General features: G+C 42.5%; 12 protein-coding genes. 5 read left to right on the top strand and 7 right to left on the bottom strand.

Annotated features, from left to right (window positions below; all coding sequences use genetic code 11):
• Nucleotides 1-39: 39 nt before the first annotated feature.
• The gene (locus tag QPX86_RS17990; RefSeq protein WP_285163422.1) at nucleotides 40-393 is read right to left on the bottom strand and encodes a hypothetical protein; all 354 of its coding nucleotides are present in this window, start codon (nucleotides 391-393) and stop codon (nucleotides 40-42) included.
• A gap of 223 nt (nucleotides 394-616) precedes the next feature.
• Nucleotides 617-2008, bottom strand: coding sequence for an MATE family efflux transporter (locus tag QPX86_RS17985; RefSeq protein WP_220754133.1), 1392 nt, complete (start codon nucleotides 2006-2008; stop codon nucleotides 617-619).
• A gap of 223 nt (nucleotides 2009-2231) precedes the next feature.
• Here QPX86_RS17985 and QPX86_RS17980 point away from each other — a divergent pair, with 223 nt between their 5' ends.
• The 3 genes from QPX86_RS17980 to QPX86_RS17970 all read left to right on the top strand — a co-directional run bounded on the left by QPX86_RS17980 (nucleotide 2232) and on the right by QPX86_RS17970 (nucleotide 5462).
• Complete coding sequence (locus QPX86_RS17980; RefSeq protein ID WP_220754134.1) at nucleotides 2232-2522, top strand: co-chaperone GroES; 291 nt, start codon at nucleotides 2232-2234, stop codon at nucleotides 2520-2522.
• A gap of 51 nt (nucleotides 2523-2573) precedes the next feature.
• Entirely contained in the window at nucleotides 2574-4217 is a 1644-nt protein-coding gene (gene groL, locus QPX86_RS17975; RefSeq protein WP_285163421.1) for a chaperonin GroEL, read from the top strand.
• Nucleotides 4218-4559: 342 nt separating this feature from the next.
• Nucleotides 4560-5462, top strand: coding sequence for a putative phage abortive infection protein (locus QPX86_RS17970; protein ID WP_285163420.1), 903 nt, complete (start codon nucleotides 4560-4562; stop codon nucleotides 5460-5462).
• A 147-nt stretch (nucleotides 5463-5609) separates the two neighbouring features.
• On the opposite strand, the gene QPX86_RS20680 is transcribed toward QPX86_RS17970, so the two are convergent.
• The gene (locus tag QPX86_RS20680) at nucleotides 5610-5765 is read right to left on the bottom strand and encodes an excalibur calcium-binding domain-containing protein (protein ID WP_407696637.1); all 156 of its coding nucleotides are present in this window, start codon (nucleotides 5763-5765) and stop codon (nucleotides 5610-5612) included.
• A gap of 760 nt (nucleotides 5766-6525) precedes the next feature.
• On the opposite strand from QPX86_RS20680, the gene QPX86_RS17960 reads away from it, so the two are divergent.
• Entirely contained in the window at nucleotides 6526-7266 is a 741-nt protein-coding gene (locus QPX86_RS17960) for a zinc metallopeptidase (RefSeq protein WP_285163419.1), read from the top strand.
• Nucleotides 7267-7378: 112 nt separating this feature from the next.
• Here QPX86_RS17960 and QPX86_RS17955 read toward each other — a convergent pair whose 3' ends face one another.
• Both QPX86_RS17955 and QPX86_RS17950 read right to left on the bottom strand, forming a co-directional pair.
• A complete protein-coding gene (locus QPX86_RS17955; RefSeq protein ID WP_285163418.1) occupies nucleotides 7379-10414 on the bottom strand; it encodes a molybdopterin dinucleotide binding domain-containing protein in 3036 nt (1011 codons plus the stop codon).
• A gap of 1 nt (nucleotide 10415) precedes the next feature.
• Nucleotides 10416-11111 carry a 4Fe-4S dicluster domain-containing protein gene (locus QPX86_RS17950; protein WP_285163417.1) on the bottom strand — a complete coding sequence of 232 codons (696 nt, stop codon included), beginning with the start codon at nucleotides 11109-11111 and terminating at the stop codon, nucleotides 10416-10418.
• A 381-nt stretch (nucleotides 11112-11492) separates the two neighbouring features.
• On the opposite strand from QPX86_RS17950, the gene QPX86_RS17945 reads away from it, so the two are divergent.
• Nucleotides 11493-12323 carry a sulfite exporter TauE/SafE family protein gene (locus QPX86_RS17945; protein ID WP_285163416.1) on the top strand — a complete coding sequence of 277 codons (831 nt, stop codon included), beginning with the start codon at nucleotides 11493-11495 and terminating at the stop codon, nucleotides 12321-12323.
• 134 nt (nucleotides 12324-12457) lie between these two features.
• Here QPX86_RS17945 and QPX86_RS17940 read toward each other — a convergent pair whose 3' ends face one another.
• Both QPX86_RS17940 and QPX86_RS17935 read right to left on the bottom strand, forming a co-directional pair.
• Nucleotides 12458-13519: a methionine synthase gene (locus QPX86_RS17940; protein WP_285163415.1), complete on the bottom strand. Its 1062-nt coding sequence runs from the start codon at nucleotides 13517-13519 to the stop codon at nucleotides 12458-12460.
• Between the two features lie 63 nt (nucleotides 13520-13582).
• Nucleotides 13583-14560, bottom strand: coding sequence for a DUF1852 domain-containing protein (locus QPX86_RS17935; protein WP_065109692.1), 978 nt, complete (start codon nucleotides 14558-14560; stop codon nucleotides 13583-13585).
• Nucleotides 14561-14883: the final 323 nt, after the last annotated feature.

Below are 14883 nucleotides of genomic sequence, written 5' to 3'. Positions count from 1 at the left end.
TTTTAAAAAATGATTAAACGATTCTTTATTATTAACAAACTACTGCTTAGCAGCGTCATCCATTTTTTTTCCCATCCAGAATGCGCTAATCGTGCCGCCAACCCAGCAAGCTAATAAAACCCACAGGGCTAAGTTTAACGATTGGGGTAAGTTGTTGGTGACACTGTCGTGCACGGCAGCGTAAATACTATAAAAATCCAGCGGAATGTTACCAGCAACGATCTCATCAGCAATGGCTTGAGCACGTTTTATTATTACTGTCATCATTACACATAGGCTCACAAAACTGGCCGCGATAATGCCCCAACCAATGGCTTTTTTACCTAAATATAAATGGCCCGTTCCTGGGCATACAAAAGCGTTTAACAGCGCAGCATTAACCGATTTACTCATGAACTTTCCTTGGCGATATTAGGGCCTACTTGTTTGCCGAATTAGCTTACTCTTCAATAGAGCCGTTAAATCAATACACCACTAATTGCCCAATGCTGCAATAGCTGATGAATTAAGCTTAATCATGATCTCGACGAAAGCTTCTTTGCAAAGCTATTTCTTGAAGCTAACTTCATAAAAGCAATCTTCACAAAGTAATCTTGATTAAATTATTTTGATAACACTATAGCGTAGAGTCGGGAGAACTATTGATTTCGTCATTGTTGTAATGCAAATGGGCTGAGTCGGGTTCAGTGATTTTACTGGCCATAACATAACAAGCTATACCCATAATGGTATTAGTCACAGGCAGTGCAATCAGTAAGCCCTTAACGCCACCTAAATATAAGCCTATAGCCGCTAAAGGCAGCATTAAAGCAAATAAGCGCACTAGGTTAATTACTAATGATTTCATTGGGCGGTGGTAAGCATTTAGGCAAGTCGCAAACATAATCACGATGGCTAAAGGGCCGTATGCAGCAGGTAAAACTTGAATATAAAAGCTGAGGTAATCAATGACCGCAGGATCTTGGCTGAACAACTCTGCAATAGCATGACCGCTGAAGAAAATTGGGATATACAGCAAGGTTTGAAACACTAACGCAAAGCGAAAAGCCAGCATCATGCCATCTTTAGCGCGTTGAGGTTGGCCAGCTCCAAGATTTTGACCAACAAAGGGCATTAAACTTGAAGTTAGCGCCATAATCACCACCAGAAATAATGTTTCAAGGCGAATACCGGCGCCAAAAGCGGCGACAGCTGCTTGGTCTGCACGGGCGAGCATCGCTAAAATAACGCCATTGGCGATAGGGTTTAGCATATTCATTAACGCGGCAGGGCGAGCAATATGACCAAGCTTTTTCCAATTTGCAGTAATACGAACTCGGCAAAGGGTCATTAACTCCAAGATGCGCTTTTTATAAATGAGGATGTAACCCGAAACGGTAAAAGCCACCACCCACGAAACTAAAGTCGCAATTGCAGCCCCTTGAATCTCAAGTCGGGGAAAAGGCCCTAAACCAAAAATTAATAATGGGTCGAGAATTAAGTTAATTATTGCTGCTACCGCCATAATAATTGCCGGTGAGCGAGTGTCGCCTGTTGCACGAATGCCTTGGTTGCCTACCATCAGCAGGACTAATAATGGCGCACTGCAAAACCATATCAACATATAGTCGTGGATCAGCGGTAAGCTCTTCTCGTTTGCACCCATCAAATTAAACAGTGGGTCAATTGCCATAATGCCAATCGAGACCAATATACTGATTAAGATAAATGTCAGCAGCATGGCATCAAATAAGAAACTTTTGGCTTTGGAGGTGTTGCCTGCACCGATAAGTCGAGAAAGGTTTGTCGACGTGGCCGCGCCAATACCAATGGCAATGCTGGCAAACACAATGGCGACAGGGAAAGTAAAACTGACAGCAGCAAGCGCATCAGTACCTAACTGACTGATGAAAAATGTATCTATGAGGCTGCCACCATAAATGGTGAGGATACCGATAAGGTTTGGGAGGCTCATATTTAATAGCACGCGGCCAATCGGCGCACTTAGCAACCCATGTTTATCATTCATCAATTTGGACTTAACACGACAACGGGAGACAAATTCTATCAGTATTTATTATGGTTTAATAAATACTAGCTACAATTTTTACAAAAAAATCGCAGTTTTTTTATTAAACCCCTTGGAACTGTGAGCATCGACCCCCATATATCAAACATCAAAGGGAGTATTGCCCTTATCATTTGTTTTAATCGCCTCGTTTGTGGGCAGCAATCATTAGGAGAGTCCGTAGATGAATATTCGTCCGTTACATGACCGCGTAATCGTTAAGCGTTTAGAAGTAGAATCAACTTCAGCTGGTGGCATCGTATTAACAGGTAGCGCTGCAGAAGTTTCTACACGTGGTGAAATCCTTGCTGTGGGCAATGGTCGTATTTTAGAGAACGGTACTGTTAAAGCACTTGACGTACAAGTTGGCGACGTAGTGATTTTCAATGAAGGTTACGGCGTGAAGAAAGAAAAGATTGATGGTGAAGAAGTACTTATCCTATCAGAATCAGACTTAATGGCAGTTGTAGGTTAATCCTCGTTATTAACTCGCTTTCAAACATCTCAAATTTTAAGGAACAGACAAATGTCAGCAAAAGAAGTTAAATTTGGCAGTGACGCTCGCGTTAAAATGCTAGAGGGCGTAAACATTCTCGCTAACGCAGTTAAAGTAACGTTAGGCCCTAAAGGTCGTAACGTTGTTTTAGACAAAAGCTTTGGCGCACCACTAATTACTAAAGATGGTGTTTCAGTTGCCAAAGAAATCGAACTAGAAGATAAGTTCGAAAACATGGGCGCTCAAATGGTGAAAGAAGTCGCTTCTAAAGCCAATGACGCTGCTGGTGACGGTACGACTACCGCTACTGTTCTTGCACAATCAATCGTAACTGAAGGTCTTAAAGCGGTTGCAGCTGGCATGAACCCAATGGATCTTAAGCGCGGTATCGACAAAGCGGTTATCGCAGCGGTTGCTGAACTTAAAGCACTTTCTCAAGAGTGTTCAGATTCAAAAGCGATTGCACAAGTTGGTACTATCTCAGCTAACTCTGACGAATCAATCGGCGAAATCATTGCGACAGCAATGGAGCGTGTTGGTAAAGAAGGCGTTATCACTGTTGAAGAAGGCCAAGCCCTAGAAAACGAATTAGATGTTGTTGAAGGTATGCAGTTTGACCGTGGTTACCTATCACCATACTTCATCAACAAGCCAGAAACAGGCAGCGTTGAGTTAGATTCTCCATTCATCTTATTAGTTGATAAGAAAATCTCTAACATCCGTGAATTATTACCAATCCTAGAAGCGTTAGCGAAAACAGGTAAGCCATTGCTTATCGTTGCAGAAGACGTTGAAGGCGAAGCATTAGCAACATTAGTTGTGAACAACATGCGCGGTATCGTTAAAGTGGCAGCTGTTAAAGCACCTGGCTTTGGTGACCGTCGTAAAGCAATGCTACAAGACATCGCTATCTTAACTGGCGGTACTGTTATCGCTGAAGAAATCGGTCTAGAGATTGAAAAAGCGACATTAGAAGATTTAGGTACTGCTAAGCGCGTAGTTATCACTAAAGATAACGCAACCATCATCGATGGTAACGGCGAGCAAGCGCAAATCTCTGGTCGTGTATCGCAAATCAAGATTCAAGTTGAAGAATCAACATCTGATTACGACAAAGAAAAACTTCAAGAGCGTATGGCTAAACTTGCTGGCGGCGTAGCTGTTATCAAAGTTGGCGCAGCAACTGAAGTTGAAATGAAAGAGAAAAAAGCCCGCGTTGAAGATGCACTACACGCAACTCGCGCAGCCGTTGAAGAAGGCGTTGTTCCTGGAGGTGGGGTTGCACTAGTACGTGTTGCTTCTAAAATCTCTGAAGTTGAAGTGATCAACGAAGACCAAAAACACGGTGTGATCATCGCACTACGTTCAATGGAAGCGCCACTTCGCCAAATCGCAACTAACGCAGGTGAAGAAGCGTCAGTTGTAGCGAACACAGTTAAAAACGGCACAGGTAACTTCGGTTACAACGCGGGTAACGACACCTACGGCGATATGCTAGAGATGGGTATTCTTGACCCAACTAAAGTAACCCGTAGTGCATTACAGTTTGCAGCATCTATTGCAGGTCTAATGATCACAACTGAAGCAATGGTAGCTGAAATTCCACAAGACGCAGCAGCGCCAGATATGGGCGGTATGGGTGGTGGTATGGGTGGAATGGGCGGCATGATGTAATTATTGCTTCTTTGCTGGTCTAAATCGGTGATAACTGCGTTGCTTCACCACTCGTTTAGTGTACTAAACGTCGTGGTAAAGCGCCTTGTTCTAACTCGATTTATCCTGCGCCAAGAATGCAAAATTCATTGCTGGTCTGAAGCCTAAAAGCTTAGAACCGAATAAAGAAAGCCCCGATACCTAACGGTATCGGGGCTTTTTGTTTAGGGTAATAAGAGCTTTTGAAAAGTTTACTCTGACCCTAATAATCTAAGTAAAACAATTATTAACTGAGATTGTTAGCTCTGTATAATTTAAGATACAATTCTTTTTAGAGAAACTAAATGAACAGTAGGATTAATTTTGTCATCAAATAACTCTGAGAATTTTGACCGTGTAGAAAAAGCAGTTAGAAATAGTACCATATTTGCAACCATAATCATTACAGCTATTCCTCTGTCATACCTCATTTGGTTTTATTTTGTTAATGATTATAGTCTATCGTTGGATAGTGGAACATGGGGGACATTTGGTGATTTTACTGGAGGCATCCTCAATCCATTAATTGCTTTATTGGCTTTTTATTGGCTTACACAATCTGTAATTATCCAGAAAAAAGAGCTTAATGATACGACAAAAGCTTTGGTCGACTCTAGTAAATCTCAGAAATTACAGGTAGAAACTCAAGAAAAGAAGCGTTTCGAAGATACCTTTTTCTCACTTCTAAATTTGCATAATAAAGTTTTGGAACAACTTCATGAGAGAATAACTATACGTGAGGTGCTTCAGGCGAGTGTCATTAAGAAAATTTTTAAGAGTTGTTACAAATCTAGTGCAGTTAATTCAATAGAAAAAGCAAGACAAAAGTTACATGATGACCACGGTGAAATCAGCGGACATTATTTTAGAATGTTATACCAATTATTGAAGGTGATTGCTGTTAGCTGTCATGGCAGTGGTATTAGTGAAGAGTTCACCGTCGAGGAGCTAGTTAATACCCCTGTATCGAATGAAGAAAAACTATATTCAAATATTTTAAGGTCATTCCTTAGCACAGAGGTCACTATGCTACTTGCGGTAAACTGTGTGTGTACAGATCCGAATGGAACCTTCTATAAATACCGCTTATTAATCGAACGTTATAACTTTCTAGAACATATGCCACTTGATAATAAAATTGCAGAAGAAGCTATAAATTACTATGACGTTAAAGCATTTGGTAAGAGTAGCTTTCTTGTTGCGTTATATAAGGCCAGAACAACTTAAATTCTTTCAACATCCTAATCTCCTTCAACATTCTAACCAACTGGTTTTCAAAGCCGTAATCTTGGCTGTGTAGGGGGTAAGTGAAAGTAGGTGTAAAGTAGGTGGGTCAGAGTAAACTTTTATTCTGACCTTTAGGCATTAGTTACATCACTGCCTTTCGCTGGGGACTCCATCGTTATTACCATCCATTTTTGTGTCAGGGCAGTACTTGTTGTAATACATTGCTTCATCACACGATCGCATATGGCTACAGTGGGTTTTTCCTGCCTCACAGCGGAAATTTTGTACGGGCTTAAACTGCATTTGTTCAACATCTTGATTAGTTAGTACTGGTATTGCGGTCATTTCTTTGTATTTTTGAAAACCGAATATGCCGAAGGCTAATATGATTAAAAGAGGGATAAGCATGCCGCTTGTTGATCTATTATTGTCGTGTCGGCGATTATTATTGGACTTGCGGGTAGAGATGACTGCGACACCTTCGATATTGGCTTTTATCGCTTTGATCTTTCCATCACTTTGAGTCTCTGAAATAACTGGGGTCAGAGTAAACTTTTCAAAATTCCATATTAAAATATGAAACTAAAAAGCCCTGATACCTAACGGTATCAGGGCTTTTTAGTTGATGGATGATTTAGAAATACTGCAGCATCTACATAAGTAATTTGTTCTTCAATTTAACTCAGTAGATTGAATAGTCATGATGAATGTTCAAATGAAATTGTAGGCTCAATAGTCTCCGTCGGAAGTGTCCGAAACGATGAAGTTAATTAGCGTGAGGTTGGCATGGATGCCAACATAGCCTCGGTTAAGCCATGGATGGCGCATCTGAGGCGGTAGTTAATTCACTTCTAATTGTGAGGAAATAACACTTCTTCGGAGCGGGTAGGAGATCCAAGAGGGAGTAGCCGTTATTCCCTCTTGGTCTGGTGTGGGCGAAGCGCCACGACTTTCTCTTTCGGGCATAAAAATCGAGTAAGTGCGCCTGTCTCTGCTCTTACTTATTTCTAACAAGCAATGACACGCATCCACGGCTAATAGCTTTGCGTAACGGTTAATGGCTTTGAGTAAAAGCCGTGAGAGTTATATGTATGTTTATGGCATACTTGTTTTCATGCTATGGATCATTTTACTTATTGTCATTGCAGGCTGCGTATTCTTGCCCGGTTTGTGGGTCAATCACATCATTAACAAGTTTAAGCAGCCTGCTGATCGCTACCGTCAGCAAGGGAGCGGTGGTGAACTTGCTCGTCATCTTCTAGATCGTTTTGGCTTGCATGACGTCAAGGTTGAAGAGACGCCCGACGGCGATCATTATGATCCCGCCGCTAAGACTGTTCGCCTAACGCCAGATAACTATTCCGGTTACTCCCTAACTGCTGTGACTGTCGCTGCCCACGAGGTCGGGCATGCTCTACAGGACTCTCGCGGCGAGACGATGTTTATCACGCGACAAAAGCTCGCTAGAGCCGCAATGGTCGGTGAACGTATTGCTGGCATAATGATGTTAGCGGCGCCAGTGGTCTTTATGCTAACCCGTATACCGCAAGCTGGCGCGTTGACTATTTTGATTGGCGTGCTATCGATGGGGTTGAGCACTATTGTGCATCTGGTGACCTTGCCAGTGGAGTTCGACGCCAGTTATGGCAAAGCGCTGCCCATTCTAAAAGAGGGCAAATACCTGCATGACGGTGACCTAAAACATGCGGAGAAGATCTTAAAAGCAGCTGCGCTGACCTACGTAGCAGGCTCGCTAGCCAGCTTGCTCAATCTTGGCCGCTGGATAGCGGTGCTACGTCGCTAGTAGGAAGTGATTTGGGTCAAGTAAACTTTTAAACATCTCCATATTAATAATATGAAATTTGAAAGCCCCGATGCCTAGCGGTATCGGGGGTATTATTGCTAGGGTCTTTGAATTAAGCCGCTACGACTTTAACGGGTACACCATGACGACAAGTACAATAGGTATCGACATCCACTAATGGAGCAAAACCTTCACGGGTCGGGTCGTTTGGCAAAATGGTATTGACCTCGGTACCTGCACTTCGGCGCGGATCGCCCTTTAACTTTTGATCGTCAATCCAAATATCATTGGCCCCATAGGCTGTATGCCCAAAGCCCATTGCAACAGATACGGCTCCTTCAACCATATCCTCGACCAATTTTAATGTTCCTAAAGCAGGTCGATTAATTGCTGATGCCACTTTGACTTGCTGACCATCCGTTAACCCAAGCTTTGAGCCTGTGTTTTGGTGCATATAAACATAGTTAGTTGGGCTAAACTCTGTGGTTCTATGGTAAGACACCGACCAGTTAGAACGTGCGGTAGGTTTGTATGAGCTAATCACTAATGGATATTCTGACTCTGGCCAGTGTTCACGCCATTTATCTCCATTCCAGAACTGGTTAGGGCGATAGATAGGCACGCCACTGCGGTGTTCACCAGTGTAGCAATGAATACCTTCTGTAAGACCTTCATTATAAAGATTTAAGCATAATCTTGGCTTGTTAGCTTGAAAGTCACCATCGTAGCGGGGAGAGTCATCATAATAGCCTCCACGGGACAATAACCTCGCAACTAATTGTTGCTCGTCAGGCGTCAAATGCGAGTTTATCAGTCGTGTTGCAAATGGGATACCCGATAACTCTACATCTCGTGCTGTTGCTTGAGGCAATTTATTCTTAAGGGAAGTTGCAGCATTTGCCAACGAATAAGCGGACCACTGCGCTTCAGTATGCAGATCAACATAATTGCCATCTTGTTTTTTAATGGCTTTATCGCCAAAACCTTTTAGCTTCAGCTCTTTGGAGATATCGATTAAAAATTGTTCCATACAGATGGTGTGCCCTGCTGCATTTTTATCAATTTTTGATTCAAGCATATGACCAGATGCGCTGACTCCTTGGCGCTCACTGCCCCAATGAGACTCTAGAGCGACCTCTTCGAGATGTACAAAGTCAGGGATGAGGTAATCAGCATATTCAGTAGTGGTACTAATTTGGTCAACGATACCAATGACCAATGGAATACCATACTCACCGTGGGGATGCTTAAACGCATCAAAGACTTGAGTGGGTAAACCTGCGGCGCCATATAATACATTTGCTCGCCAAGAGATAAACGCCTTTAATTGATATGGTCGTTTATTGACATGGCTCGTTAGCATTTCCGCGGCATTTTGCATTGGAAATACTTCGCTCCAAGGGTCTTGTGATGGGTACGGGTTTTGACCTGAGGTTAATTTGTTTTGATACTCAGCTGATAATTCATATTTACCTTCACGGTTTATTGAAACACCCTGATCTTTTTTGCCGTAACCGCCTTCAACTTTTGCCAGTTCATAGGGCCCTGATAAACTGGAAACACCACCATTCGGTGTAGTCGCACCACCTTTAGCATGATGACAACCAATTAATACATTGAGCATGGCTGCGCACCAACCACTTGTTGAGGCATCGGAGCTGTTAGCGCCTGTGGCTAACTTAACCGTAGCCCTGCGTCCATGTTGGGTGAGTTTAGTGGCTATTTGTCGAATACGACTTTCAGCAATCCCTGTTACAGAGGCATATTCTTTCATCGAGTGCGCATAAGCCTGCTGGCGCAATAAAGCCAGCGAACTCATTACATTAATCGACTCGCCATCTAAGGTTACAGCTTGTTCAACCATTAAATCTGCAGTATCAGTTTTATTGACAGAGGTTAACTTGCCATTCACTAATACTTGGATGTCTCCAAGCTTATTACGCAAAAATTTATTGAATTGAGGGTGAGTGGGTTCCTGCACAACTAAGTAACTTGCATTGGTATGGTGTAACTCCCCTGACTTTTTGGCAGCTGCATCAGATACATTTTGTAAATGTGTAACATTGTATAAGTCATTCTCAAAAATATGACGCATTAAACCGAACAAAAATGGCGTATCTTGACCGGGTAAAATAGGCTGCCAACTGCCTCCTGTGCCATGAATTGTTGCATTACGAAGGATCGGATCAACCTGTACGTACTCGAAGTTGTATTGCGTTCGAGCTTCTGCAAGTTGAGCACTGATTAGGTTTAATGAATTGCCTGAATTTGAAGGTGCATTACCAACATATAGGGCAAATTTACATCCGTCAGGACCGGATGAGAAGTCTAGATCTGGTTGGTTTTGTGCTGCGCCAGTAAAAATGCCTGATTTAAATATTCTACTAATACCAATGGCTTGAGATAATCCACAGTAGGCAGCTTTTTGTCCGATGGTTGTTCGATATTGCTCTGAAAATCGGCGTAGTAATGATGTTCTTACTTTCAATACGGAACTGTATGAAAGCATCAGTTGCTTGGAAGCTGGACCAAATAATGGATCGCTTGGACAAGCAAGTTTATCTGGCTGATGGATAGCACGTAATCCGTCAACATGGCCTTCACCAAACAGGTTTCCGCCATTGAGGATTTCTTGTATCGCCTGCTCATATGGAATTTTTACCCAGCGACGTTCTCCTCGCTGACCAACACGCTTTAACACGCTAGTTATACGCTGTTTGCTATCAACAGCTTGGCCTGCTGCAGTTCCTCGAGCGCAAGTTGTTGCTCGATTATTGCTACTGTTTTGATTGGTCAGGTTAATTAATGCTGATTCAACCGAGCTCTCTAATGGTTCAGGCTTTAGGCGGTTATTGGGACAAAATGGATTGCCGGATACTCGCTGAACTTCATTGGTATTCTTATCAATTCGGACTCGAACTGAGCAACCATCGAAACAGCCGAAACAGCGAGCAAAACCAGTTCTGACATCATTATGAAGCTTAAGTTTTCCATCTATTACTTGATACTCAGGAGGTAGAGTTTCACCACTCACATTAATTTTATTGGGTTTTGGCTTAGGTTGCTTAGGGTGGCAAGCAACTAAAGATGCACTTGCAGAGGCAATAGCGCCAGCTTTTAAGAAGTTTCGTTTTGACTTATCAATCATGTTAGCGCTGCCATTGTTCGGTAGAGATAGTGATTAGCTGTTGATCTACCAATTGCTCTGGCAAACCGATATAAAAGATATTTGGCTCTGTTCCTGCATTAGCAAGAATCGTATAAAACTTATTGGATTTGAGGGTTTCAGATATCTGGCTTTTAGGATCGGATAAGTCACCAAATATACGGGCAGATCCTGTACAAGATTCCACACATGCAGGAAGTAAACCTGCTTCTAACCTATGGAAACAAAAGTTACATTTTTGTGGTGTTAAATGAAATTCGCTGTCCGCTATGCGTGCACCATAAGGACAAGCTTCAGTGCAAAGCTGACAGCTAATGCATTCATCATGGTCGATATAAACAATGCCATTGTCGAGTGATCCTGTGGCAGATACGGGGCAAGCATCAATACAAACCGGATTCGAGCACTGGTTGCATTGCATAGGAATACTAACGCTATTTTTAACGCCTGCTTCATCGAGACTGAGCTGTTTCACTGAAGTGCGCCCTCGTCCCTCCGGTGTCTTGTTTTCAATAGCACACGAGACTTCACAAGACTTACAGCCACTGCAGCGTCGTACATCAATGACCATAGCATAACGTTTATTGGGTATTTCTTGATTCGCTAGTGCGCTATATGAAACTTGAGAGAAAAGAACTCCCAACCCCATGGTTTTTAATATGTCTCTTCGGTTTATCACTAGGTTTTTCGCTCCACAAAATTTGAGGGCGAAGTCTATTCATTGCCATTTTATATTAGCGTGATCTAACACACGCGCGGATTAGTAGCGAAAAACTTTCATTTATCATTGAGAGATGTGTCACGGAAATATAAATTTATATACTTTAGGTGTAACAGCTTGCTGGTAGTTTAGTATCAAGCTGGTAACAAATGTAAGGCCGCAGCTTGAGGGGGAAGAGAGTTTACTGATTGTTCACTTACTAGAAAGAGCAGTTTTTATGTTGAATTCCACTCATGTGTTGATGAAATTTAATCAATTCATCAATCAGCTGAGTTTAATTACAATGACCAGTTCAACATCAATAACGACTTAATTGAAAACAAATAGAAGTTGCCATTAATGAGTATCATTGAATTTATAACAGCGAATATAACAACCTTTTTGGCCTTGGTGGCCACTGGCGTTTTCGCTGGAATTTTAGCGGGTTTGTTAGGTGTCGGCGGCGGGATTGTTATCGTGCCAGTGCTGTTTTTCTTGTTTCAAGGATTTGGCGTATCTGCTGAGTCAGCAATGTTAGTTGCTACTGCCACTTCGCTGGCGACCATAGTGCCGACCTCGGTAAGTTCGATTCGTTCTCACAATCAAAAAGGCAATGTCGATTTTGAGCTGCTTAAACGGTGGGCTGGATTTATTCTGATTGGCGTGTTGCTGGGCAGTTGGTTGGTGACGCGTGTTGACGGTACGATACTGACTATATTGTTTGGGATTATTGCGGTGCTTTCAGCGCTTAATATGTTATTGAGAACGGGTAAGACTGCGCTCTATCATCAGTTACCCGGTAAAGTTGGGCAAACGGTGATGGGGACTTCGATTGGCTTTTTCAGTTCAATGGTAGGCATTGGCGGCGGTACGATTTCGGTGCCATTACTGACGCTTTATAACTACCCAGCTCATAAGGCAGTAGGTACGGCTGCAGCGATTGGATTAATTATTTCGTTGCCTGCGGCGTTCACTATGTTGGTATTAGGCAGTACCCCAAGCGATGCGCCAGCTGGCACTTGGGGTTTGGTTAATCTGGTAGGGTTTATCTGCATTGTGCCGCTAACAGTATTATTTGCACCTGTTGGGACATCATTAGGGGCCAAGCTAGATGGAGCCAAGCTTAAGAAGGTTTTTGCTTGTGTATTGCTGTTCACGGGTGTGCGGATGTTGGGGCAGCTTTTTCTATAGTGTTTCTATTTAGGTTTTCTATTTAGGCCTTTTATTAAGGCATATTATTTAAACTTCTATTTATATTACTTAGTCGATTTAAAACAAAGTGCTCATGTTGAGCACTTTGTTTTATTTATCCGCTTTAATTTACTTTAGTCACTTTTCAAGTTGTTGGCAGCAAGCTCTTGTCTAATCATTGCAGCGCCTTTGCTAAGAGCATTCAATTTTCCTCTTGCGACATCACGTGATAAAGGCGCCATGCCGCAGTTAGTACATGGGTACAGCTTGTCGGCATCCACATATTTGAGTGCTTCACGCAGGGTTGCTGCGACTTCTTCAGGTGTTTCGATGGTGTCGGTGGCGACATCAATTGCACCCACCATCACTTTTTTACCTCGTATTAGCTCAAGCAGTTCGATGGGCACATGGGAGTTATGACATTCTAACGAGATAATATCGATAGTAGACTGCTGCAGTTTAGGAAAGGCCTGCTCGTATTGGCGCCACTCTGTGCCTAAGGTCTTTTTCCAATCTGTGTTGGCTTTTATGCCATAGCCGTAGCAAATATGCACCGCGGTTTCGCATTTTAGGCCTTCGATTGCTCGCTCTAAACACGCAATCCCCCATTCATTCACTTCGTCAAAAAACACGTTAAATGCAGGCTCATCAAATTGGATGATATCAACCCCTGCTGCTTCTAATTCTTTCGCCTCTTGGTTGAGTATCTTGGCAAACTCCCAAGCGAGTTTTTCGCGGCTGTGGTAATGGTCGTCATAAAGGGTATCTATCATGGTCATTGGGCCAGGTAAGGCCCATTTAATGGTTTTATTGGTTTGCTGGCGTAGTACTTTGGCGTCTTCAACAAAGACCGATTTAGGACGTGAAACAGCGCCCACGACAGTAGGCACGCTCGCATCATAACGGTCACGTATTTTAACCGTTTTTCGATTTTCAAAGTCAACGCCAGTTAAGTGCTCGATAAAGGTGGTCACAAAGTGTTGGCGGGTTTGCTCGCCATCACTGACGATATCAATTCCCGCTTGTCGCTGCTCATGCAATGACAAGCGCAGCGCATCGTGTTTACCATCAATTAATTCCTTGCCTTGTAATTTCCAAGGCGACCATAAGGCCTCAGGCTCTGCAAGCCATGACGGTTTAGGTAAGCTGCCCGCTGTTGATGTAGGCAGTAGGGGTGTTTGTGTATTTGTTTTCATAATAATGCTGCGGTGCCTTAAATTTTTGCGTGTGTAGCTTAATGTCATCGCTAAAATGAGTACTTAAACTGCGTAATTCGCTGACCATTGTTCGAGTAATGATTGGTAAGGTTTGATGAAGTGTTCTTCTGCAAACTTGCCTTGTTTCACTGCTAACTTACTGCGCTCTTCTCGGTCATAAATAATTTGCGTGAGCGAGTGGTCTTGGTTTTTCAAATTAGGCTGATAGCAGTTTCCTGCCACCGCATTGGCATTATAAATTTCAGGTCGATAAATTTTTTGAAAGGTTTCCATTGTGCTGATGGTGCTAATTAACTCAAGGTTGCTGTAATCATTCAGTAAATCGCCAAAAAAGTAGAACGCTAATGGTGCAACACTTTTAGGCGGCATAAAGTAGCGAACCTGTAAGCCCATTTTTTTGAAGTATTGCTCGGTTAACGATGACTCATTGGGCTGATACTCAAACCCCAATAATGGATGTTGATTACCCGTTCGCTGGTAGGTTTTATTGTCTGACACACTCAGACAAATAACCGGTGTTTTTTTGAAGTGCTGCTTATAGGTATCTGAGTTCACGAAATACTTAAACAATTTGCCATGCAGATCGCCAAAGGTATCAGGGATACTAAATTGGCTTTGACCTTTATTATGCTCAGACAGTAAGACGCTAAAGTCATAATCTCGCACATAGGATGAGAAGTTATTGCCGACAATGCCTTCAATCCGTTCCTTGGTGTGATGATCCACAATATGGGTTTTCAATATCTCAATTGACGGGAAGGCTTGATTATTTCCTTCAATTTCCATATCTACAGAAATGATTTCAAGTTCGACAGAATATCGATCACCTTTGGGGTTATCCCAATAGGCGAGGGCATTAAAACTGTTATCGATCATCGTCAATGCGTTTCGTAAGTTCTGCTGACGACTTTCACCTCTAGCTAAGTTGGCAAAGTTAGTCGTAATGCGAGTGCTGTCTGATGGCTGGTAGTTTTCATCAAGACAAATATTTTTAATCGAAAATGTAAAATCGTTACTCATGATCTGCTATCCCTTTTCGTAATAAACCCTGAACCTGTCGCTAATGCTTGCTTGGCTTTCAAATCCTTTTGAAAGTGCTCCTGCGATTAGTCTTCATCTTTTTTGTAAGCCGAGTGTGTTTTATACGTGTTTAGGTAGATGATGAAAATTGATTAAATTTCCGCTGCAACATGAGCGTTGTTCATGTTGGTTTTTAATAAAGGAATTGGGAAATAGTGAACAGTTGAAACTGGTGATAAATGCGGCTCTGCCGCCAGATAGATATGGTTAGACTAGGTAGCAAAATGAAATAACTAAAATACAAAGGTTCTGCTCCTGTGAGT

The sequence above is a fragment of the Shewanella goraebulensis genome (genome assembly GCF_030252245.1).
GTDB classification, from domain to species: Bacteria; Pseudomonadota; Gammaproteobacteria; order Enterobacterales; family Shewanellaceae; genus Shewanella; species Shewanella goraebulensis.
The sequence above is the reverse complement of the archived record's forward strand: the minus strand, read 5'-3'. Positions and strand labels throughout refer to the sequence as shown.